The organism is Streptomyces sp. NPDC054765 (genome assembly GCF_053612065.1).
This window is the reverse complement of sequence record NZ_JBSHBP010000045.1, coordinates 49691-72114: the sequence shown is the minus strand read 5'-3', so window position 1 is coordinate 72114 and position 22424 is coordinate 49691. Positions and strand designations below refer to the sequence as shown.

General features: G+C 71.0%; 14 protein-coding genes. 6 read left to right on the top strand and 8 right to left on the bottom strand.

The window, feature by feature from the left end; translation table 11 throughout:
- Window positions 1-49: 49 nt before the first annotated feature.
- Both ACWGJY_RS25840 and ACWGJY_RS25835 read right to left on the bottom strand, forming a co-directional pair.
- Window positions 50-574, bottom strand: a complete 525-nt coding sequence (locus ACWGJY_RS25840; protein ID WP_453263224.1) for a DUF4232 domain-containing protein — start codon at window positions 572-574, stop codon at window positions 50-52.
- Window positions 575-677: 103 nt separating this feature from the next.
- Window positions 678-1196, bottom strand: coding sequence for a DUF6194 family protein (locus ACWGJY_RS25835; RefSeq protein WP_453263228.1), 519 nt, complete (start codon window positions 1194-1196; stop codon window positions 678-680).
- A gap of 32 nt (window positions 1197-1228) precedes the next feature.
- On the opposite strand from ACWGJY_RS25835, the gene ACWGJY_RS25830 reads away from it, so the two are divergent.
- Window positions 1229-2008 carry a MerR family transcriptional regulator gene (locus tag ACWGJY_RS25830; RefSeq protein ID WP_453263227.1) on the top strand — a complete coding sequence of 260 codons (780 nt, stop codon included), beginning with the start codon at window positions 1229-1231 and terminating at the stop codon, window positions 2006-2008.
- A gap of 222 nt (window positions 2009-2230) precedes the next feature.
- Here ACWGJY_RS25830 and ACWGJY_RS25825 read toward each other — a convergent pair whose 3' ends face one another.
- The gene (locus ACWGJY_RS25825; protein ID WP_453263223.1) at window positions 2231-2902 is read right to left on the bottom strand and encodes a DUF6445 family protein; all 672 of its coding nucleotides are present in this window, start codon (window positions 2900-2902) and stop codon (window positions 2231-2233) included.
- A gap of 523 nt (window positions 2903-3425) precedes the next feature.
- Here ACWGJY_RS25825 and ACWGJY_RS25820 point away from each other — a divergent pair.
- The 4 genes from ACWGJY_RS25820 to ACWGJY_RS25805 all read left to right on the top strand — a co-directional run bounded on the left by ACWGJY_RS25820 (window position 3426) and on the right by ACWGJY_RS25805 (window position 13345).
- On the top strand, window positions 3426-3740 hold the full coding sequence (locus ACWGJY_RS25820; protein WP_453263222.1) for a hypothetical protein: 315 nt from the start codon (window positions 3426-3428) through the stop codon (window positions 3738-3740).
- Between the two features lie 804 nt (window positions 3741-4544).
- Entirely contained in the window at window positions 4545-8924 is a 4380-nt protein-coding gene (locus ACWGJY_RS25815) for an acyltransferase domain-containing protein (RefSeq protein ID WP_453263221.1), read from the top strand.
- On the top strand, window positions 8921-12307 hold the full coding sequence (locus ACWGJY_RS25810) for a non-ribosomal peptide synthetase (RefSeq protein WP_453263220.1): 3387 nt from the start codon (window positions 8921-8923) through the stop codon (window positions 12305-12307). The genes ACWGJY_RS25815 and ACWGJY_RS25810 overlap by 4 nt, the downstream gene beginning before the upstream one ends.
- A gap of 72 nt (window positions 12308-12379) precedes the next feature.
- Window positions 12380-13345 (top strand): thioesterase domain-containing protein, encoded by a 966-nt coding sequence (locus ACWGJY_RS25805; protein WP_453263219.1) that lies wholly within the window; start codon window positions 12380-12382, stop codon window positions 13343-13345.
- A gap of 158 nt (window positions 13346-13503) precedes the next feature.
- Here the strand turns inward: ACWGJY_RS25805 and ACWGJY_RS25800 are convergent, their stop codons facing one another.
- The 3 genes from ACWGJY_RS25800 to ACWGJY_RS25790 form a co-directional block, all read right to left on the bottom strand.
- Window positions 13504-15141, bottom strand: a complete 1638-nt coding sequence (locus ACWGJY_RS25800; protein ID WP_453263218.1) for an MDR family MFS transporter — start codon at window positions 15139-15141, stop codon at window positions 13504-13506.
- 235 nt (window positions 15142-15376) lie between these two features.
- Window positions 15377-16621, bottom strand: coding sequence for a glycosyltransferase (locus tag ACWGJY_RS25795; RefSeq protein ID WP_453263217.1), 1245 nt, complete (start codon window positions 16619-16621; stop codon window positions 15377-15379).
- Between the two features lie 99 nt (window positions 16622-16720).
- The gene (locus ACWGJY_RS25790) at window positions 16721-18034 is read right to left on the bottom strand and encodes a UDP-glucose dehydrogenase family protein (protein ID WP_453263216.1); all 1314 of its coding nucleotides are present in this window, start codon (window positions 18032-18034) and stop codon (window positions 16721-16723) included.
- Window positions 18035-18375: 341 nt separating this feature from the next.
- On the opposite strand from ACWGJY_RS25790, the gene ACWGJY_RS25785 reads away from it, so the two are divergent.
- Window positions 18376-19032: a TetR/AcrR family transcriptional regulator gene (locus ACWGJY_RS25785; RefSeq protein WP_453263215.1), complete on the top strand. Its 657-nt coding sequence runs from the start codon at window positions 18376-18378 to the stop codon at window positions 19030-19032.
- Window positions 19033-19300: 268 nt separating this feature from the next.
- On the opposite strand, the gene ACWGJY_RS25780 is transcribed toward ACWGJY_RS25785, so the two are convergent.
- Window positions 19301-20917, bottom strand: coding sequence for a phospholipase D-like domain-containing protein (locus ACWGJY_RS25780; protein ID WP_453263214.1), 1617 nt, complete (start codon window positions 20915-20917; stop codon window positions 19301-19303).
- A gap of 170 nt (window positions 20918-21087) precedes the next feature.
- Complete coding sequence (locus ACWGJY_RS25775; protein ID WP_453263213.1) at window positions 21088-21822, bottom strand: IPT/TIG domain-containing protein; 735 nt, start codon at window positions 21820-21822, stop codon at window positions 21088-21090.
- Window positions 21823-22424 lie beyond the last annotated feature (602 nt).

Sequence of the window (22424 nt, the reverse complement as noted above, 5' to 3'; positions counted from 1 at the left end):
CAGCAGCACAGTGCTGCTGCGGAATGCCGCCGGGGTGTGCGGATGAAGGTCAGGCGCCGGGGCGAACCGGACCGAGGACGGTGCCCGCGTCCACGGTGAGCGGGCCGTAGGCGGTGGACTCGCCGGGGATCACCCCGTCCGGAGCCTTGAGGGTGAAGGTCGCCTCGTCGGCGGGAGCGCCGCCGGCGCTGTGGGGGACCTGGATGTCGAAGTGGACCGGATGGCCCGGACCGAAGGTCACCACCGTGCCCTGCGGGCCGTACCGGCCGGCGGTGACCCCGTTCAGGGAACCATGGTGGTAGAACCGCACGTCGGTCGGTGAACCGGCCAGCCTGCACGGCTCGTACCCGGGCGCCGCGGTAAGGGTCACGCGGTAGTGGAGGTGCCCCGCGGTGGCAGGCCCCACAGTGATCTTGGCGGTGTGGTTCGCCGGACGGCATGCGGAGGGCGCCTTGTCGGCGGACACCGTGGCCGCGCCGGCCGGTGCCGACGCCTGCGCCGCTGCCCCTCCCGCCACGCCCGCCAGCACCGCGACGGCGGCAGCGGTGACGGCAATCTTCCGGGTGGTACGCATCCTGAACACTCCCCTTCTGTTCGGCGGTTCACGGGTAATCCGCCACAACCCTGGTCAACCTCACTACTCCCCTCCCACCGGACCGAGGAATGTCATAGATCCGTCACGACTCCCCCAACCACCCGTTCTCCAGGGCAGAAACGTCCGTGCGACGATGCCCTCGGCCCGGTTCGTGGCGCCGCGCGAACCTGGCACGAGCCGCGTCGTGGGCACCGCGCAGCAGCTGCACCACCGTGTCCGTGGTCTCCTCGCCGGGATTGACGACAGCGAGCCAGCCGAGTGCCCCGTATACCGGGTGTGGCATCACCGTGTCGGCGGCTGCGTAGTCGCGAGCTGGGGTGAGGTTGCGTGGTTCCTCCCCGGTGAGCTCCCGGAATGTCGCACGGTCGACATGGATGTTCACCCGCCACCGGCCCGGAGCGTCAAGGCCGGAAGCGGCGTCGTCGGGGTAGTTCTTGACGACGATCGTTCCGTAGGGCTGAACGTTCTGCGGCATCTGACCGTCGGGGGCGAAGTAGAAGAAGGCATCCCCCCACGTGAACTCGGGGAAGTCGCCGCCCGGCTCCGGGACGACGACGAGCGCGCCGTCGAAGCTTCGCACGGCCGCGATGATCTGTTCCATACTCATGGTTCAAGCATCACCTTCAAGTGCTGATGTGGGGTTGGCTGATGGACGAGCCGGCGAACGGTGCACCACGGGTACTGCTCCGAACCGTCGATGTCGCCAGGAAGTCGGGGTACTCGGTGCAACAGGTTCGCGACCTGGAACGGCTGGGCGTCATTCCCGCAGCCGCTCGAGCGGGCAACGGCTACCGCTCCTACACACCGCTTCATGTGCACGCTCTTCGGGCGTATCGGGGACTTGTGGGTGCCGTAGGGGCCGCCGCGGCCCGGGAGTTGCTCGCGCGGCTGCGAACGGAGACGACCGCGGAGGCCGTCTCGGCGGTCAACGCGGTCCATGTCCGGCTCGCCCGGGAACGGGAAGAGGCCCTGCGCGCTCAGCGGGCGTTGGAGGCGATCCAGGCCGAAGCGCACGCTGCCGAAGCGCACGCTGCCGAGTGCGAGCACGAGAGTGATGCGATGACGATCACGGAGCTCGCCGAGGCGCTCCGCGTACGTCCGTCGACGCTTCGGTTCTGGGAGCAGGAAGGGCTGGTCACCCCCGAGCGGGTGACGTCACTGCGCGCACGTCGCTACGGCCTGCCGGCCATCAGAGCGGCACGCATCGTGGTGGCTCTGCGGGGCGCCGGCTACGGCATTCCCGCTGTGCGCGAGACCATGGGCTCGCTGCAGCAGCTCGACGGCCGGGGCGAGGCCCAACGCATCCTGCAGCAGCGTGTGGACCGGATCGTCACACGGACTGTGGCGCTGCTGCGGGCGGGCGCGGACCTGGCCGCCGTCGTTGCACCGGCCCAGGACCCGGCGAGCGGGTAGCCCAGGCCGGGCGGACGGGCAAGCGCCAAGGCCGTTGCCGGCGTTGCCGGTGCTGTCGGTGCTGTCGGTGCTGTCGGTGCTGTCGGTGCTGTCACCGTTGCCGCCGTTGCCGGCGTTGCCGCTCGATGGGTCAGTCGACCGTCGATGGTCCGCCGCATCGCTGCGGGTGCCGGTGCCGGCAGCCCCGACCTCTCGACCGTCGCCTGCCACGCGTCGGGCGGGTCAGGCCATCCAGAAGAAGACCGCCGTCATCCGCTTCTCCTCCAGCTTGGTGCCCCAGTAACGGGTCGCCGTGTGGATCAGGTTGGCGGAGTAGAGCAACAGGCGGTTGGCTCGGTGCGGGATGCGGACGTCCTCGGTGAAGGAGCCCGGTGCGACGAAGCGCGTGCCGAGGGCGTCGACCAGGTTGTTGTGCGGAGCGGCCACCTGATTGCCGCCGAGTGAGCCGCCCGGCAGGCTCTGCCGGTAGAAGCTGGTACCGCAGTCCTTGGGGACCAGAGGGTTGAGGTACAGCACGGCCGCATAGCGGCACAGGGTGCGGGAGTCGGTGTGGGGGCGGGGCTCGCACTCGCCCTCGCCGACGACCTGGACGCAGTTGTGGTTGAAGGTGCCGCCGCCCGCGGGGCGTTCGGCCCAGACTTTCGGGGCGCCGGTCTCCCTCCTCACCAGCTTCTCGACATGGGCCAGCTCGCCCGGTTCCAGCGCCGGCATGGTGCGCAGGCCCGGCCAGCTCTCGGGCTTGTGGGGGTAGCCCTCGGTCCAGTCGTTCCGCGCCAGGCAGCGTTCCCGTACCGCACCCGGGTCCGGCAGCACATCGTCCAGGACCCAGTAGTCCCGGCCACGAGTCGGTTTGCGGTACGGGAGCACGGGCAGAGCCGGGGTTCGTAGAGGCATGGAGGGAACGTAGTTCGCATCTCGTCAAGGGCTCTTCACCCAAGCGGTCAACCTTCAGTCAAGGGTTTCTCATCCGCGGCACTCGGCAATCCGGACGGGTGCCACCCCATGAGCCGCGATAACGGCCGGAGAGGAACATGAGACAACCTTCAAGAAAGCTACGGCTCAGATCAGCAGCTCGGAGCCTCCGGTGGGCGAATGACCGCGGCAATATCGCGTGGGTGCCCTTCCGCCAGGGCTCTCACCTGGCTCACTGCCCATCAGCAGGGCACGTCTCACGGTCAGTTGACGCTGCGCGCCCAGAGGCAAGCTCACGCCGGCCTGTACGGGAACGGATGCAATGCGGACCTCACCTATGCAGGGTCGGGCCGTACGAGAACGAGCGGTCCGTTGTTCCTCTGTTCCACGTCGTGGCAGGGGGAAGCAAAAGTTAGGGCATTTCTTTCCGATCAGTTCCTGTCGGTCAAGTGGCCTCGGCGAACCGGGTTGCCGATTTTCGTGATCGTGTCGAGAATCGGCCGCCATGGTGGCTGTGCTGACGGCAGATCAGATCGAGCGGTTCGCCGCGGACGGCTCCATCCGTCTGCCCGAGGCGTTTCCGCGCCCGCGCGCCGGTCTCGGCACCTTCCCCGTCCGCCTTCCGCACCCGGCCGACCCGGGCGGCATCGGCCGGCACATGGACGCACAGGTGCCTGCCCGCCCCCTCGGTCAGGCGTATCCGACACAGCTCGGGCATCGGCTCCCGCACCCCGTACCGGGTTCGCCCACGCTGCCCCGGCGGGCCGGGGTCGCGGGGGCGGAGAGCCAACGCGCGCCGTCGAGCGGCCTGTTGTTCTGACCTCACTCAGCTCCGCCACCGCCCGCATCGGCGGCACTCCTGCGCCGACGGCTTCAAGTGCCTTGCTTCGCCTACCGGTTCGCTCACTCGAAGAGAAATCCCAGCAGCTCATTAATCTCACACGGTGAGACATCATTTGCTTGACAGGCCACAGGTGCTGGGCCACGATGATCGAGAGATTTTTCGCTGCGTAAAGAAGCCGCCCCGCGCGGCACGAATGTCACGCCAGATGAAATTCCAGGTTGAAGAAGTGCACTCGTACAGACCTCAGCACGCGATGTCCACGCCAGCGTGAGACGCATTGCGGCCCAAGGATCGACTTGCCTCACAAGGCGCATGTCCCTCTATGCGGCCGCATTGAGCAACCAATAGTCTCCCCGTCTGATTCGCGCATTCCTTGAGGTGCGCAAAGCGGTCCCTTCCGGGTGCGACACTTTCCAGATTCTTCACAGTCTCTGTGCGGATAATTCACCTCTGCCCTCGAACGATAAGGACACCGGCCCGCAGATTCGTCCTGCCCGCAGGTCCGTCCCGTTCGCAGTGCACCCGAAACCCTCGTGAGGGTCACGTCGGCTCGTTGCGTCCGAGTGGGGCGCTCCGGACCGGCGGACGCGTCCTCGCACCCGGATCCCACGAACCGGACGACCTCAACCACGCCCGTCACCTGGCATGTACCCGGTGCGGCGGCGACGGGGAGGTGTGCCCGATGCTCCTCGGCCGCGTGCCGACGGGCGCCGGGGCGCGCATGCCCGGCGCCCCGGGACCCTCTATGTGCCACCGTGATTTCCAGGAAAGAGCCACCCGATGTCCATACACAGTTCCTCTTCCGGCCCCGAGGGTGTTCAGACCGTACGTCACTGGCTCATCAGCCGAGTTGCGCAATTGTCGGGCGTCGCAGAGACAGCCGTCTCCGCCGAGGAGCGATTCAGCGCGTACGGCCTTGATTCGGTCACACTGACCGGTCTGCTGCACGAGGCCGGGGAACTCGTCGGGAAAAAGCTGCCCTCGACATTGGCATGGCGCTTCCCCACCCCCTCGAATCTGGCCGAGGCCATCGTGAAAGGCGAACGGCCGGGTGGCGCGGAGCCGCCGGAAAGGCGGACTCGCGGGGAATCCGTCGAGCCCATCGCGGTCGTCGGTATGGCCGGTAGATTTCCGGGAGCGGAAAGCACGGCGGAATTGTGGAAGATCCTGAACGACGGTGTCGAGGCGGTCGCCGAAGTTCCGGCGGACCGCTGGCTGAATGAGGAATGGTATGACCCGGACCCGAATTGCGCGGGGCGGACCTCGACCCGGCGCGGCGGCTTCCTGGGCCACGGAATCGCCGGATTCGATCCGCTGTTCTTCAAGATCTCGCCGGCCGAGGCCGTGCACATGGACCCCCAGCAGCGGCTCATGCTGGAGCTGGCGTGGGAGGCGCTCGAAGACGCCGGGACCGTGCCCGGACACCTGCGGGACCGGCCGGCCGGTGTGTACGCGGGAGTGATGTGGAGCGAGTACGCCGGCATGCTGGCGGCGCAGCCCGGGGTACTGGGCGCGCACAGCGCGCCGGGCGGGGACACCAGCGTCGTACCGGCCCGCGTCTCCTACTCGCTCGGGCTGCGGGGCCCCAGCATCGCCGTCAACACCGCGTGCTCGTCCTCACTGGTCGCGCTGCACATGGCGCGTCGCGCCCTGCTGTCGGGAGAGTGCGAGATCGCGCTGGCCGGAGGGGTGAACCTGATGTGCTCCCCCTCGTCCACGGTGGCCATGTCCCGGTTCGGCGCGATGGCGCCGGACGGCCGCTGCAAGGCCTTCGACGCAGCGGCTGACGGGTACGTGCGGGGTGAGGGGGGAGGCGTCGTCGTCCTCAAGCGTCTCTCCCGAGCGGTGGCCGACGGCGACCGGATCTACTGCACGATGGTCGGCAGCGCGGTGAACAACGACGGCTTCAGCAACGGGCTGACCGCACCCAATCCCGTCGCGCAGGAAGAGGTCGTGCGGGCCGCGTGCGAAGACGCGGGCATCGACCCGGCCGAGGTCGACTTCGTCGAGACGCACGGCACCGGTACCGAGTTGGGCGACCCGATCGAGGCCGGTGCGCTGGGGGCCGTGTACGGGCCGGGCCGGACGCGGCCCCTGCTCCTGGGCGCGGTCAAGACCAACGTCGGGCACCTCGAAGCGGCAGCCGGCATCACCGGCTTCGTGAAGACGGCCCTGTCGCTGCACCACCGGCGGATACCGGGGAACCTCAACTTCCACACGCCCAGCCGGCACATCGACTTCGACGGGCTGCGGCTGGCCGTGCCCACCGGGCCCCGGCCGTGGCCCGGCGCCGCGGACAGCACACCCATGGCCGGCGTCAGTTCGTTCGGCTTCGGCGGCACGAACTGCCATGTGCTCCTGTCCGGCGTACACGAACGGCCTCGCTGGAGCGGGACTCCGTACCCGGTCGTGCAGGCGCAGGCCGGGCCCGGGGGCGTGCCGGGCCACGGCGAGGACGGCCCGGTCTTCGTGTACGGCGGTCAGGGTTCCCAGTGGCCCGGCATGGCTGCGCAGTTCATGTCGGCGCCGGCGTTCGCGCGCATGGTGCGGCGGTGCGACCGGGCGTTCGCCCCGTACCTGGGAGGCTCGCTCGCCGAGGTGTTGACCCGGGGCCGGGAGCGGCTCACCGAAACGGCTTGGGTCCAGGCGTCCATCTTCACCGTGCAGGTGGCGCTGACGGCACTCTGGGAGTCCTGGGGTCTGCGTCCCGCGGCGGTCGTCGGGCAGAGCATGGGAGAGGTCGCCGCGGCGTACGTCTCCGGAGCGCTGAGCCTGGAGGACTGCGTCCTGGTGCTCACCACGCGAACCCGCCTGCTCGAACAGGCGGCGGGCCGCGGGACCATGGCGGTGGTGGATCAGTCCGCCGACGCCTTGCAGGAACACCTCGACAGTGCGGGCGACCTGGCGGTCGCCGTGGTCAGCAGCCCCGACCGCACCGTCGTCTCGGGCCGGTCCGAGGAACTCGTCCGGTTGCGCGACGAGGTGGCGGCCCGCGGCGTCTCCTTCCACCCCATCGACGTCGACTACGCCTCGCACGGCCCGCAGATGGAGCCCCTGCTCGCCGATCTGGAATCCGAGCTGGCCGGCCTCACACCGGGGCCCGCGCACCTGCCGCTGTGGTCCACGGTGACGGGCGGTCGCATCGACGGCAGCCGCATGGACGGCGCCTACTGGGCGCGGAACCTCCGCGAACGCGTGCTGTTCGCCCCGGTTCTCGCCGACCTGGCCGAGGCGGGCGCCCGGCTGTTCGTCGACGTGAACCCGCACCCCGTGGTGCAGCAGGACGTACAGCGATCCACGGGCGGGCAGGCCACGGTTCTCGCTTCCTGCGTCCGTGGGGAGAGCGCCGCCGAGGCGTTCGCCCGCTGCTCCGCCGTCATCGAGGAGACCGGCGCCCCCACGCCCGGCTCCGCCCCCGCGACCCTCCTCACCGTCTCCGCGAAGACGGCGCAGGCGTTGCGCGAAGCTGCCGCGCGCATGGCCGCCCACCTGCGAAACGGCCCGGCCGACGTGTACGACGCCGCCTTCACGGCCGGCACGCGTCGTACCCACCACGAACGCCGCGTCGCCCTCGTCACCACCGACGCCTCGGAAGCGGCACGGGTCCTGGACGGCTACTCCCGGGGAGAGGCCTCCCCGGCGCTGTTCGAGGGGGCGGCCGGACGCGGGCCCCGCACGGTCTTCGTGTTCCCCGGGCAGGGCGGACAGCATCCGTCCATGGGAACCGAGTTGTACCGGACCGAACCCGTCTTCCGCGCCGCCGCCCACCGGTGCGCCGAACTCGTCGCGGCGGAGAACGGCATCGACCTCGCACCCTGGCTGACCGGTGCCGAGCCTCTCGACACGGACTCCTTCGGCACCGTGCAGCCCGCCCTCTTCACCGTGGGGGTGGCTCTCGCCGCGCTGTGGGAGTCCTGGGGGGTGCGCCCGGACGCCGTCGTCGGCCACAGCATGGGAGAAGTCACCGCGGCGTACGTGTCCGGTGCCCTGAGCCTGCCGGACGCCGTGCGCGTCATCTGCCGCCGAAGCGCGGCACTGGCCGGTGTGTCGGGAGCCGGCCGCATGCTGCTCGCGGACCTGAACGAGACGCAGGCCCGCGCGCTCGTGCAGGAGTCCCACGGTGACCTGGAGATCGCGGCCCTCAACGGGCCCGGGGCCACCGTGCTCACCGGTTCCGTCGAGGCCGTGCGGGAGGCGGAGGCGGCGCTCGGTGAACAGGGCGTCTTCGCCAAGGTGATCGCCGTCGACGCGGCGGCCCACAGCAGGCACGTCGACCCGGCGGCAGCCGACCTGCGCAGCTCGCTGGCGGGCATCACCCCACGCGAGGCCGCGGTCCGGTTCTTCTCCACGGTCACCGGCCGCGTGCAGCGGGGTGCGTTGCTGGGCGCCTCCTACTGGGCGCGCAACCTGCGCGAGCCCGTGCGTTTCCACCAGGCTGTCACCGAGCTGGCCCGGCCGGGTGCCGCGTGCTTCGTCGAACTGGGCCCGCATCCCGTGCTCACCCCCGCGGCGGACGCCGTCGCCGGCCCCGGAGGGGGTCGGGCGATCCCCTCCCTGCGCCGGGACACCTCCGAGCACGAAGCGCTGCTCTCCGCCCTCGCCGAGCTGCACGTCCACGGCAGAACGCTCGACTGGGACCTGCTGCCCGTGCCCTGTGGGGCGATGGCGGACCTGCCCGCCTACCCGTGGCAGCGCCGTGACTACTGGATCGGCGGCACCCCGGGCGCGCCCGAGTCCGGCGTCGGCGTCCCCACCCCGGCCGCGGATGCCGGCGACGCCGCCCCCGGGGAGGCGCCAGGGCACGGCACGGGAGCAGAACTGCGCGCCCGCGTCGTCCAGGGGCCCGCCGACGAAGCGCTCCCCCTCCTCGAACGCCACCTCGCCCGGCTGGTCGCCCCCCTGCTGGGCGTGGGTCCCGAGGCGCTGCCGGGGGACCTGCCCCCGACCGCGTTCGGCCTCACGTCCCTGGTGGCCATGCAGTGGCACAACGTGATCAGGGCAGACCTCGGCGTCGCGATCCCCTCGTCCCTGCTGCTGCGCGCTCCCGACCTGCGTTCCCTCGCCGGCGAGGTGCTCTCCGCCCTCAGCGCCCCCGACACCGGCGGGCGATCCGCATCCCCTTCCGAACCGATCGACGCGCTCACGGAGGCCCTGCTGTGAACCACCCCTTCGACTCCTCCTGCACCGCGGTCCTGAACGACGTGGTGGCCGGCGGATGCGCCCTGTCCGTCGCGGACGGCCGGCTACGGCTCACCGGGCCCGCCTCCGCGGTCAACGGGCAACTGCGGCAGACAGTCGTCGAACGGCGCGACGACCTCGTCGCCCAACTCGGGCCGCACAGGGCGGTACCGGTCTCCGGCATCCAGCGGCGTCTGTGGTTCCTCCAGCAGCTCGACCCCTTCGGTACGGGGTACACCTTCAGCTACGTCCACCGCCTGACGGGCGCCCTCGACCCCCGGCGGCTGGAACGAGCGGTCAACGCCGTCGTCGCCGCCCAACCCGGCCTGCGGGCAGGCTTCCTCGACGGCACCGGATCTCCGATCCAACTCATCGAGAACGACGTCACGGTCTCGCTGCCCGTGCTGTCGGAATCGGCGGAGACGGCGGAGCGGACCGACGGCATCCGGAAGGGCCACGACGAGGCACTCGGCCGGCTGCGCGCGGAGCTCGTCCGGCCGTTCGACCTGGCCCGCCCGCCGCTGCTGCGGTCCGCTCTGCTGCCTCTCGGGCACGACGAGTGGCTGTGGGGGGTGACCTACCACCACCTGATCTCCGACGGCTGGACCCACGGCCGGTTCCTGGACGGCGTGAGCGAGGCCTACCGCGCGGACGGACCGGCCCCCCGGCCCGAGGCCGACTACCCCGAGTACGTCGCGCTCGACGTCGCCGAAGCGCACAACGACCCCCGCAGGACGGCGAACCTGGCGCACTGGCGGGACAGGCTCACCGGCGTCCAAAGCGGTGAGGTGCCCCCTGACCGGCCGCGCCCCACGGTGCGCACCCACCGCGGAGGAAGGACGGACACCTCGCTCGGCGCGGAGACCACACACCGACTCCGCGAGCTGGCCGTCCAGGAGCGCACCACGCTCTTCGCCGTGCTGCTGGGTGTCCACGCCACCGTGCTGGCCGCACACACCGGCCAGGACCAGGTCGTCGTCGGCACCCCGCACGCCAACCGCCCCGACGAGCGCTTCCACGACACCGCCGGCTGCTTCGTCAGCACTCTCGCCCTGCCCGTCGACCTGTCGGGCGACCCCACCTTCCGGCAGGTCGTCGCCCGCGCCTCCGAGGAGACGGCAACCGCCTGGGACCACTGCGACTACTCCTACGAGCAGTTGGTGGAGCAACTGGCACCCGAGCGCGACACCAGCCGCAACGCGCTCTTCCAGACCTTCCTCGCCCTTCAGGACGCACCGGCCCGGCTGGAACTGCCCGCCGTCACGGCCGAGATGCTGCCGTTCGACTCCGGTGTCGCCCAGTTCGAGCTCGAGTTCCACCTCACCCCGGGCGACGACGGATCGCTCGGCCTGTCGCTGCTGCACAACCGCGACCTGTTCACCGATGAGACGGCGCACGCACTGCTCCACCGCTGGCGGTTGGCCGCCGAACAGCTCGGCGCACGCCCGTCCCAGAGCGTCCACAGTCTCCCCCTGCTGACGGCCGAGGACCTGCGGACGGTCAACGAGGCCAACTCCACGGCCCTGCGCCGCCCGTCGGACCGAGCGGACGTCCTGATACGGGAGCAGGCCCGACGCAGCCCCGACAGGGTGGCCGTCGAGTGCGGCGACGAACGGCTCACCTACCGCGAACTGGAAGGGAAGACCGCGGAGATGGCCTCCCGGCTCCGCGCGGCCGGAGGCGCCGGCGGGCGCGTCGGCGTGGCGCTGCCGCGCTCCGTCGAGCTGGTCACCGCCCTGCTGGCCACCTGGCGCTGCGGCGCGACCGCCCTGCCGCTGCCGCTCGACCTGCCCGCCGAACGTGTCCGGATGCTGGCCGGCGAGAGCGCGATGACACATGCCTGGACCGTCGACGCCACGGGAGCGCACCTGCCCTCCGCCGTCCGCCGCCTCGACGCCCGCCCAGCCGGACCACGGCCCGGGACGTGTGAGCGGGAACCGGAAGGCCGTCGGACGGTGGACACACCGGACGACATCCCCGCGTACATCCTCTTCACCTCCGGCTCCACCGGGAAGCCGAAGGGGGTCGCGGTCGGCCATCACGCGCTGGTCAACCTCCTCACCAGCATGACCGACGCCCCCGGCCTGACCGCCGGGGACACCCTGGTCGCGGTGACCGCGCCCTTCTTCGACATCGCCCTGCTCGAACTGCTGGCTCCGCTGCTCACCGGCGGGCGGCTGGTGGTCGCCACCGATGACGAGACCCACGATCCCCAGCTGCTCGCCCAGCGCCTGCGGACCGCCGACGCGGACGTCATGCAGGCCACCCCCTCGACATGGCAGATGCTCCTGGAGACCGGATGGGAAGGCCGGCCCTCTCTGACCGCCTGGTGCGGAGGCGAACCGCTCAGCCGTGACCTGGCCGACCAGCTGCTCACCAGGTGCGCCGGCGTGTGGAACCTCTACGGGCCCACCGAGACCACCATCTGGTCCTCGCGCTGCCAGGTGCTCCCCGGCCCGCATCCCGTGCTCATCGGCCGGCCCGTCGGCAACACGACGCTGCACGTCCTCACCCCCCACGGGACCCCGCTGCCCCCCGGACCCGCCGGCGAGCTGTACATCGCCGGCGACGGGCTGGCCGAGGGCTACCTCGGTCAGCCGGAACTCACGGCCCGGCGCTTCGTGACCGTGCTCGACGAGAACGGCAGGAAGCGACGGGCATACCGGACCGGCGACATCGTCCAGCGCCGCGACGACGGCGCTCTGCGTTACGTCGGGCGCGAGGACCACCAGCTGAAGGTGCGCGGCCACCGACTCGAACCGGAGGAGATCGAACACGCGCTGCGCACCCATCCCGCCGTGCTCGACAGCGTCGTGCTGCTCGCCGAGGGCGACCTGCTCGTCGCACACGTCCAAGCGGATCCGGGAGCCGTCGAGGAGCTGGACTCCGCCACGCTGGCGGCACACGCCGCCACCGCGCTGCGGCCCGCGCTCATCCCCCAGCACTTCGTCCTGCACGACCAGCTCCCCCGTACGCCCAACGGCAAGACGGACCGCATGGCACTCGCCCGCACACCCCTGCCCGAAGAGGAGCGCCACGTGCACTTCGAAGCGCCACGAACCGAGGAGGAGAGCCTCGTCGCCGATGTCTACCAGCAGGTCCTGGGCCGCGGAGAGGTCGGGCGCACCGACGACTTCTTCTGCTCGGGCGGCCATTCGCTGGTAGCCGTCCGTGTACTGCACCTGATCGAGGAGGCTTCCGGCGTCCGCATTCCCCTGCACGTCTTCATGCGCGACGCGACGGTCGCGACGGTCGCCGCGCTCCTTCCCCAGGTGGCCGGGGCTCAGGACGAAGCCCTTGCCGAGGCCCTCGCGGCCCTCGATTCCCTCACCGACGAGGAGGCCGAGGCGCTCCTGCGGGAGTAGGCCCCCGACGAGACCACCCGACCGGAACACCCGGTCCCCCACACACACGGCACTACCACCTCGGAGATCGCAATGAGCACCGTGAACGACCGCGTCAACGCACTGTCGGAGACCAAGCGCAGGGCGCTGCGCAGGCTGCTGGCCGAGAAGAACGCCGATACCAGCGTGCGCGAAGTCAAGGACTCGAACGTGAAGCCGCTTCGCGAGGGAACCGGCAAGCGCCTGTTCCTCTTCCCCGCGACCGAGGGCAGCGTCGGCTACATGAACGGCTACCTGCCGCACATTCCCGCGGACTGGAGCGTCTACGGATGCCAGACGCCGGGCCTCGACGACGACCAGGAGCCCGTGCGCACGGTCGAGGAGATCGCCGCCCACAACATCCGGCAGATCCAGCTGATCCAGAGCGAGGGACCGTACCACCTCGCCGGCAACTGCATGGGAGGGCTGCCCGCCTTCGAGACCGCCAGGCAGTTGCAGGCCGCGGGCCACCGGGTCGACCTCGTCCTGCACCTGATGCCCGTCTTCGACCGCCCCTGGACGAACATGCCCAGCGCCGAAGCGCTGCAGATGCGCGGGCTGATCGACTACGGCTTCATCATCGGGCGCCTGCTCGGCAAGCCCGTCGACCTCCCGCTCGACGACATCGCCGCCGCCCCCGAGGAGAAGCGGGCCGACATCGTCGCCGAGTTCCTCGCCCGTCAGGACGGGCTGTCCGACGCCGGCCTCGAGGTGCTCCGCCACCGCATCAGCGTCTACCAGGCCAATCTCCACGCCATGTTCGCCTACGAGCCGGAGGGCGGTTTCGACGGCACCCTCCGCGTCCTGGCCGTGGGTTCGTCCGAACGCAACGAGACGTACCTCGACACCGACGCCCCCTATGCCGCAGCGATACGCGGCCTGGCCCCGTCCCAGGTGGAGACCACCCATGTCGACGCCGAGGCCAGTGCCCTCTTCGACTGCGCCGAACCGCACATGAGCGTGATCGGCGGCTTCCTGGACACCATCTTGAACTCCGTCGGCGCCGTTGCCGCGAAGTAGCCCGCCCCGTGCGCGAAGCTCCTCCTGCCCCACCCTCTTGAGGGGCAGGAGGAGCTTTGCCGCTGAGGGCGACGGGGGCTGCGGCCGGGCCTTCGGGCCGGAGCGTGCCGGCGACAGCGTGGGCACTGTCGCCGGGTGGCTCCCGGCCGCACCGGGGCTCAGTCGTCCGAGAGCTTGAGGTTCGGTACGCGCCAGGCGGCGATGACGACGGCGATCAGGGTGACGGCCGCGCCGGTGAGGAAGACGACCTGCATGGCGCTGACGTAGCCCTCCAGGAAGGGCTGGGCGAGACGGGCGTCGAGGGTGTGGAGGAAGGCGGAGTCCTCCAGGTTCACGGTGCCGTTCGGGCCCAGCACGCCCTTCAACGCCTCCGCGTTGCGGGGCTGTTCGGCGAGGTGGCGCAGTGGTGGCTGGTGGAGCACGGTGGCCAGGCGTGCGCTGATGTGTGCGCCGGCGAGGGAGAAGAGGATGGAGAGGAAGGCGGCGGCGCCGACGGTCCCGCCGTTGGAGCGGAAGAAGTTCACCGAGGCGGTGGCGGCGCCCATGTCGCGGCCGGGAATCTCCGACTGGGCCAGCGTGGTCATGGTCTGCATCGATGCGCCGAGCCCCGCGCCCATGAAGAGCATGCCGATGGAGACGTGCCACAGGGGACTGTCGACGCGCAGGGTGGCGTACGCCAGCATGGCGGCCGTGATGCAGCTGACCCCGGTCACCAGATGGACCTTGAAGTTACCGGTGCGGGAGATGAGGCGGCCGACGACCAGGGTGACCACGACGTTCGCCGCCATGGTGGGCAGCATGGCGAGCCCGGCGGCCATGGGGCTCATCCCCTGCACGAGCTGGAGGTAGAGCGGCAGCGTCGTCATGGCGCCGAACATGCCGATGCCGACGATGAAGTGGAGCACGGTGCCGAGCCGGAAGGAACGGGTGCGGAACAACCGGAGCGGGAGCAGCGCGGCCTCCCCCATCCGGCGCTCGATCAGAAGAAACGCGACGAGCCCGACGGCGCCGACGGCGTACATGGTCAGCGCGGGTGGCGAGGACCAGCCCCAGCTGCGGCCCTGTTCGGCGACGGTCAGCAGGGGTACGACACCGACGGTGAGCGCGGCGGCACCGCCGTAGTCGAGGCGGCGCCGTACGGGCTGGTGCGGCACGCGGCGCAGCACCCGCATGATGACGGTGAGGGCAACGGCCGCCATGGGCACGTTGATCAGGAAGATCCATCGCCAGCCGTCGGTGCCCAGCAGGGTGTCGTGGCCCGCGAACACCCCGCCGACCACCGGGCCCACGATGCTGGATCCGGCGAACACGGCCATGAACCAGCCCTGGTAGCGGCCGCGTTCGCGAGGGGAGGTGATGTCGGCGATGATCGTCATGGCCAGGGACATCAGACCGCCGCCGCCCAGCCCCTGCACGGCCCGGAAGGCGGCCAGCTGGTGGATGGATCCGGCGAAGCCGCACAGCAGCGACCCCGTGGCGAAGAGGACGATCGCGACAAGGTAGATGATGCGGCGCCCGTAGATGTCGGACAGCTTGCCGTACAGCGGTGTGGCGATGGTGCCGGTGACCAGGTACGCGGTGGTCACCCACGCCTGCGCGGTCAGGCCGTGCAGGTCGTCGGCGATGGTGCGGAGCGCCGAGGAGACCACCGTCTGGTCGAGCGCGCCGAGGAACATGCCGAGCATCAGACCGGACAGCACCACGGTGATCTGCCGGTGCGAGAGCCGGGCCGGGCGGCCGGTGTCGGCGGGTGGGGTGTCCGCGGGCTCGCACGCGAGCGCGTCCGATGACGTCACGTCGGTTCCTTCGGGGGTTGCTGGGGGGGTGAGCGCTTGGTGTCGTCCGGGTCCTGCCCAGGGGGCCGGAGTGACGGTTCATGTGCCACGCCCTTGCCTGATACGGGTGTGGCACATGACAGATGCGAGGCCGGGCCGGAGGGGGCGGGGCCTTGGGCCCCGCCCCCCGGAGGCCGGAACGCGGCACCGGTCCGCCCGGGGGCGGCGGGCCGGACCGGTGCCGGCCGACGCCGGGTCAGCCCGCCAGCTTCTCCAGATCGGTGACGGCGCTCTCGGCCTCGGGCAGGGCGAGCATCGCCAGCCGTGCCCGGCGCGTGCGCGCGTGGACGGCGGTGTCGGCGAGCACATCGCGGCACACGGCGATGATGCCCTCGGGCGAACGGTCGGTAATCTCCCGGCCGAGGCCCAGCTCCTGGGTCCGGCGGGCGTTCTGGAACTGGTCGCCGAACTGCGGCAGCACGGCCGTGGGCGTGGCCGTACGCATCGACTCGCGCACGCTGTTGAAGCCGCCGTGGGTGAGGAAGAGGTCGACGGTCTCCAGCAGGAGGGGCTGCGGGAGCCGTTCGGTGAGGTGGACGTGCGGGGGCAGCCCGGTGGCGTCGACCGTCATCCCGGCGGTCGCGACGACGACGGTGCAGTCGTCGAGCCCTGCCGCGGCCTCGGTGATGGTCTTGAGCGTCTCGGTGGGATCGGGGGCGTGCGGGATCACCTGGGCCGACTCGCCATCGTTCCCCATCCGCTTGTGCATCTCGGGAAGCGCGGTGCCCAGTGCCGCGAACACCAGGGGCCGGTCGGTGGGCAGTTCGGCCACCCACGGCGGCAGCACGGAGGTGCGGTCCACGTTGACCGTCTGCCGGTATGCCAGCGAGCCGGGCAGGTGCTGGCTGTAGGAGAAGGCCGCGGGGACGTAGTCGATGCGTCCGTGCGCGGCGATCGCGAGGGGGTCCTCGACGGTGGGCAGGGAGAGCTCCCCGCGCAGCGTGTTGAGGCCATCGACGGTGAGGGCGGGGTCAATGGTGTTGCTGGTGCCGGAGGGCGTCGGCAGCTGGGGTATGCCGAGCTTCTCGGCCAGCAGGACGGAGCCGAAGTCCATTCCGTCGCGCAGTACGAGGTCCGGGCGGAAGTCCTCGGTCACGGGGCGGAGCAGTTCCAGCAGCTTCCGGGCGAGCATGCCGGAGAGGGCCTCGGCCATCAGACGCCGCATCAGTTCCCAGCGCTGCCCGTCGTCGAGGTCGGTGCGCTCGGCGACCTCGGCCATGGCGGACCCGGCGAAGGTGCTGGGCGCGAAGTCCGGCAGACAGGTGAGGACGCGGACGTCGTCGTGCTGGAACACCGCGGCGAGACTCGGGGTGGTGGCGACAAGAATGTCGTGCCCGGCGGCGGCGAGCGCCCGGAGGACGGGCAGTTGGGCGCGCCCGTGCGAGGGGCTGCCGAGGGTGGTGCACAGAACCCGCATGAGGGGACCTTTCTGTTCGGTCATCGGTGTGGGGCTGGTACGGCGGGCCGTGTCACATCCGGTGTGACGCGGTACGGCGGGGAGGAGGAGGCGTCGCGGTGGGGTTGGGGTAGTGGTGCGGGGTCAGCCGGCCAGGCTGAGAGTGCGGCCGATGCCCTGCCAGGCCAGTCCCGCGGCCGCGAGCCGGCCGGGGTCGAGGACGTTGCGGAAGTCGTAGACGACAGGGCCGTGCAGCTGCCGGGCGATGGCGTGCCAGTCCAGGTCGCGGAACTGGGGCCACTCGGTGAGGACGACGCACCCGGCCGCCCCCGTGGCGGCCTCCGCCGGGTCGTCGACGAGCGTGAGCAGGTCGCTGAGGTCGGGCCGGGTCTCGCTGAGGGCCGGGTCGTAGGCGTACAACTCGGCTCCTCGTCCGCGCAGTTGGCGGGCCAGCGCCAGGGCCGGCGAGTCGCGCAGGTCGGAGGTGCCCGCCTTGAAGGCGAGTCCCAGCAGGGCGAGGCGAACGCCGCGCAGCGACCCGTCCGGACCGGCGCAGCCCGCCGCGATGCGCTCGACGAGCTGCCGCTGGTGCTCGACATTGGTCTCGATGGTGGCGCGCAGCAGCGGGAATTCCACGCCCGCCTGCTCGCAGACCGTCAGCAGTGCGTGGGTGTCCTTGGGCAGGCAGGAGCCGCCCCAGCCGGGTCCTGGCTGGAGGAAGGCGCTTCCGATGCGGGGATCGTGGCCGATGCCGGCGGTGACGGCTTCGATATCGGCGTCGAAGCGTTCGCACACGGTGGCCAGGTTGTTGGCGAAGGACAGCTTCATGGCGAGGAAGAAGTTCGCGGCGTACTTGGTGAGTTCGGCGCTGGCGGCGTCGGTGAGCACCACCGGCGCGTCGAGCGCCGCGTAGAGCCCGGCGACACGCTCCGCGGCGGCCGGGTCGTCCGCGCCGACCACGATGCGGTCGGGGTGCAGGAAGTCGTGGACTGCGCGGCCTTCACGGAGGAACTCCGGGTTGCTGACGACGGCCGTGTCCGGGCGGCCGAGCAGGTCCGCGACGCGCTCGGCGGTGCCCACGGGCACGGTGGACTTGTTCACCACCGCGCAGCCCCGCGGCAGGACGGAGTGGATCTCGGCGGCGACGGACTCCACGGCGGCCAGGTCAGCCGCGCCTCCGGCGCCCATGGGGGTGGGCAGGCACAGGAAGACGGTGTCCGCGGCCGCGGCCGCTCCCGCGGTGTCCTGGACGAAGTGCAGCCGTCCCGAGTCGAGCCCCTCCCTGACGAGTTCGGGCAGTCCGGGTTCCATGATGTCGACCTGGGCCTGCCGGAGCCGGCCGACCTTGTGCGGGTCGGAGTCCGCACAGACGACATGGTGGCCGAGGGACGCCAGACAGGCGCCGGTGGTCAGTCCGACGTAGCCGGTTCCGATGACGGCGACGCGTTGTGCGGGCACTGGAGATCACCATTCCTGCCGTGGGGGTCTGAAGTGGGCAGCCCCGGACCGGGCCCGTCGCGGGTCCGTGCCGTGGGGTGTGCAGGGGGCCGGCGGACGCCGGTCCCCGATGCTGTGGCGTCGCGGCACAGCACCGCGGCGTCGACAAGTACGGCCCGGATTCCGTCATCCGGACCGGGGAACACGGGAGCGATCATCCGAACGACCGCCCGCTTCACCGAACATAAGCCACCGGCCCGAGAGTGGGTCAACGATCGGTGACAACGAACGATGACTTCCGGACAGCGTCCGCACGCAGGACCATGAGCCGTTGGACTACGGACCGAGCAGAGGTACGACAGGTGAACACATCAGCAGAGCAGGAAGAGAGCCCCATGCATCCGTCCCGAGCCCGCGAGTGCGGCGCGGCGAGCACACGCTCCGCCCTCCTCGAAGCAGCGGCCGTACGGTTCGGCAGGTACGGCTACGACGGCGCCAGCGTCCGGGACATCGCCCGGGACGCGGGCGTGGACGCCGCCCTCGTCTACCGCTACTTCGGCTCCAAGGACTCCTTGTTCCGGTTGGTGTCCACCAACATCGCGCTGTTCGACCCCCTGTTGGAGATCCCGCTGGCGGACGTCCCCGCCTGGATCTGCGACTTCGTCACCCACAGCCCCACGGACGACGAGGTTCCGCACCCGGTGCTGTCCGTCCTGCGCTCGTCGAGCCGCGGGGAGGCGGTGGACCGCTTCCGCGACGAGGTCACCGAGGTGTTCACCGAGCGCTTCGCGGCGCGTCTGGAGGGGCCCGACGCGCAGGTGCGGGCGGAGTTGCTGGCAGCGTGGCTGCTCGGCACCAGCCTGCTGTGCAAGGCGTTCCGCACCCCCGCCCTCGACACCGCTTGCGAGGACACGCTGCGCGAACATCTGCACACGGGCATCGCCGCACTGCTCGGCGTCGCCCCCTCCCCGGGCGGGAAGGAGTGCCCCTGCGGCATCCCCTCCCCCGGGGCCGGCTGACCCTGCCGGGCCGCCCGGTGTGCCGGACGGTCCGGCCTTCGGACTGACCGAAAGACGATGGTTGCGGGAGCCGGGACGCGGACGCGGGCGCGGGCGCGGACAGAGCTCACGCAGGGGCCTGGGCACTGGACGCGCAGAGGTTCCCTGCCCATCGGTCAGGTCGGCGCGCCTGAATGCCCCGCCGGGCGCGTACGGACCTCCCGCGGCAGTCCGCCCCCCTCGGCCCGCCCCCGCGCCGACGCCGACACCGGCCGTGTCGTGCGTGAGGTCAGTCCGTCCCGTGGACGGAGCATCCGGCCGGGGTCGTTGCCGCATGCCGGGAGTACTTCCACTCCGGGTCGAGCAGCTCGGTCTTGAGCTGCTGCGCCGCGGCCGGGCTCTCGACGAGGTAGCCGAAGTCCTGCAGCCAGGCCGGGTAGAGGTTCTTGGAACCGATGTAGAAGGCCGAGTCGTCCACCGACACCAGTTTGTGGTGCAGCGCATACGGCTTGCCGTCGGCCCAGGTGCCGCTGTCGGAGCTGCGGAACGAGGCGAGTTGCAGATTGCCGCACAGCGCCCGCGACGCCTTCTCGTTGTCGCCGGTGAGGGCCACCAGACGCTTGCGGAGGGTGTCACTGATCTCGTCCAGGGACTTGATCTGGGAGTATCCCCCGCTGCCGACGGCTCCGCGGTTGGCGGGATCGCTGACGACAATGCGGACCTTCACCCCGGCGGCCAGCCTGCCCGCGAGTGTGTCGTAGGTCCGGATGTCATAGCGCGGCAACGGCGGGCAGGTGGCGTTCAGATCCTGCTGCGAGATCTCGACATGGCGGTGCGCGCTCGCGATGAGCGAACGCAGCGCGTTCTCCTCGGGGTTGACCGTGTCGTAGTCGCGGTCGTGGTTGGTGTTGTCGTGCAGCCCCACGGTGCACTTGGTGTCCGGGGCCGAGGGGAGGTCCGGGTGGTATCCCGATGAGGGGTCGGACTCCTTGATGCCCACGCCGAGTCCGCCGACCGCGATGACCGGGACATCTCCGGCGGGTGCGGCGGGTGCGGAGTTCTCCTCCTTCTCCAGCGACGGCATACAGGAGGAGCCGTTCGATGTGGCGAGCCAGACCTTGGCCGGGTTCGACGCATTCCGGCAGGTCCAGTCCCACAGGGTGTCGAGGTACGTCCCCGCAGTGCGGGCGGCCGGCCCGCTGAGGGCCATGTCCACGTCCGACACCGGGTGCGTGGTGTCGAGATAGTCGTCCTTCCAGCCGTTGATCCCGCCCGTGATGGCGGTCTTCCCGTCGACCACGAGGAGCTTGGAATGGTTCCAGGAGAACGACGTCTTGGACGTGGTCATCGACGCGACGTTCAGCGTGACCTTCCCGGCCGCCGCGCCGAGCTTGCCGAGCAGTTCGTCACGGTAGCGGGAGGGGATCACATTGAGGTGATAGAGCGGTGCGGCCCCGACCAGGATGCGCACCCGGGGAGCGTGTCCCGCCGCAACGGACGCCTTGAGGCCGTCGACAACGGCGTCCTCGAACCCGCCGTTGGGAAAGGGTGCCAGCGACGAGATGTCCACCGTGCGTTGCGCGGCGGCGATGTTGCGGGTCATCTTGCCGAGCAGCCGCCGGGTTCCCGCGCGGTCCTTGCAGCCGGCATCGCCCCAGCAGCCAGGAGTCTGCAGAAGCCAGCCGGAGGGATCGCCGTCCGGGGCGTCCAGCCGGTTGCCGTTGGTGCGCTGCCACACCGATCCTTCGAGGCCGGGCGAGGTCTCGCGCAGCGACCGCTCAATGGCGTCCAGATGGGGGGTGGGCGGTGTGTCCGCCGCGTGTGCCGACACGGTCGGCACACCCGCGCACACGGTCGTCAGGGCGACGGACGCCGGTATGAGGCGGCGGAGCCGGTGAGGAGCCAAGAGCTTTCCTTCTTACGGTGACGAGGCGAGCCGGGCACTGACCACATGCCCGGCTCCGGTTGCCACCAGAAGGTACCGGCTCTCCTCGTCCTGACCCGAACGGAAGACGATCTCCGCTACACCTCCGGTTTCCGCTGCCACTCGGGCTATCGCCGCGGTCAACTCCCCCGTCAGCCGATCAGATAGAGATACGTCCCGGGTGCGGTGGCGCTGCCGCCCGTGGTGGTGAGCGCGACGGTCACCGCGCCCAGTCCGTGGGCAGGGGCGATGGCGGCGACCTCGGTGTCGGACAGGACGGCGAACGTGGCCGGCACCCCGCCGAAGGTCACGCCGGTGGTCGTCGACAGATGGGTGCCCGTGATACCGACCAGCGTGCCGCCCGCGGGGAGCCCCGTCAGCGGGCTGAAGCCGGTGGCGGTCGGTGCGGCCACGAAGCCGAACGTGGCGGAGGCGGTGGCGGATCCGCCCCGGGCGGTGACGACCAGGGCCACCACACCCTCCGCGTGGGCGGGGCTCACGACGGTGAGTTCGCCGTCGGACACCACCGTCGGCGTCACGTCCGTTGCCCCGAACGCCACGGATGTGGTGGTGGCGAGGCCGGACCCGGTGACGGTGACCGTGCTGCCGCCCGCCAAGGGCCCGGACGACGGCGAGACGGCGATGACGACGGGCGGGGGGACGTAGTAGAAGGGCACCGGGTTGCTGGTGCCCGCGGGCGTACGCACCGTGGCGTCGACCACGCCGGCCCCCGAGGGGGCGACCACCGACACCGAGGTGGCCGTATTGGCCGTGATGGCGGCCGGCTTGGTGCCGAAGAGCACCGCGGTGGCGTCGGCAAGCTGGGTTCCGGTGAAGGTCACCGCGGAACCACCGCCGGTAGAACCCTGGTCTGGATTGATCGGCATGTCCTCGCCCCATTTCTGCACCGGAGAAACCCGTCAATTGGCTGTCGTGTACCAGTTACGCAGGGGCGTTCGACATGTGGCGAGACAGCATCCACATCTTCACCCGGATGGCGCAGCTGAGGCCCGGCGTCGCGCGGGCCCCCGCAGCCTCGGGGACGAAGCCGTGTCGCCGGCCCCTGATGAACACGTCCTGCCGGGTGGGCGGGCCGGTCCGGCCCGTCCACCCGTCGCTCCCCGCTCCCGGCCCCTCCCGTCTCCTCCCGGTCCGGCCGCCCCACGGCGTGGGACGTGAAGGGGGCCGGCCCGGGAGCAGGAAGGACCGCGTGGCCGCCAGGACCGGAGGACGGTCCCGGCCGAGGCGCGGGGCGCGAGGGCACGGCCCGTCGCACTACGGCGGAACCGGTCTTGCCGGGTCCGCCGCCGCTGCGGGCGTGCCGGTCGGGAGGTGGCCGGTCACACGTAGGTGTATCCGCCGGCCACGGTCGTGCTGCCCGCCGGTGTGGTCACCACGACCGGGACATTGCCGAGTGCTCCGGCAGGGGTGAAACCGACCAGCGCCGTACCCGACGCATTCACCGAAACCCCCGTCGCCGCAACCCCGT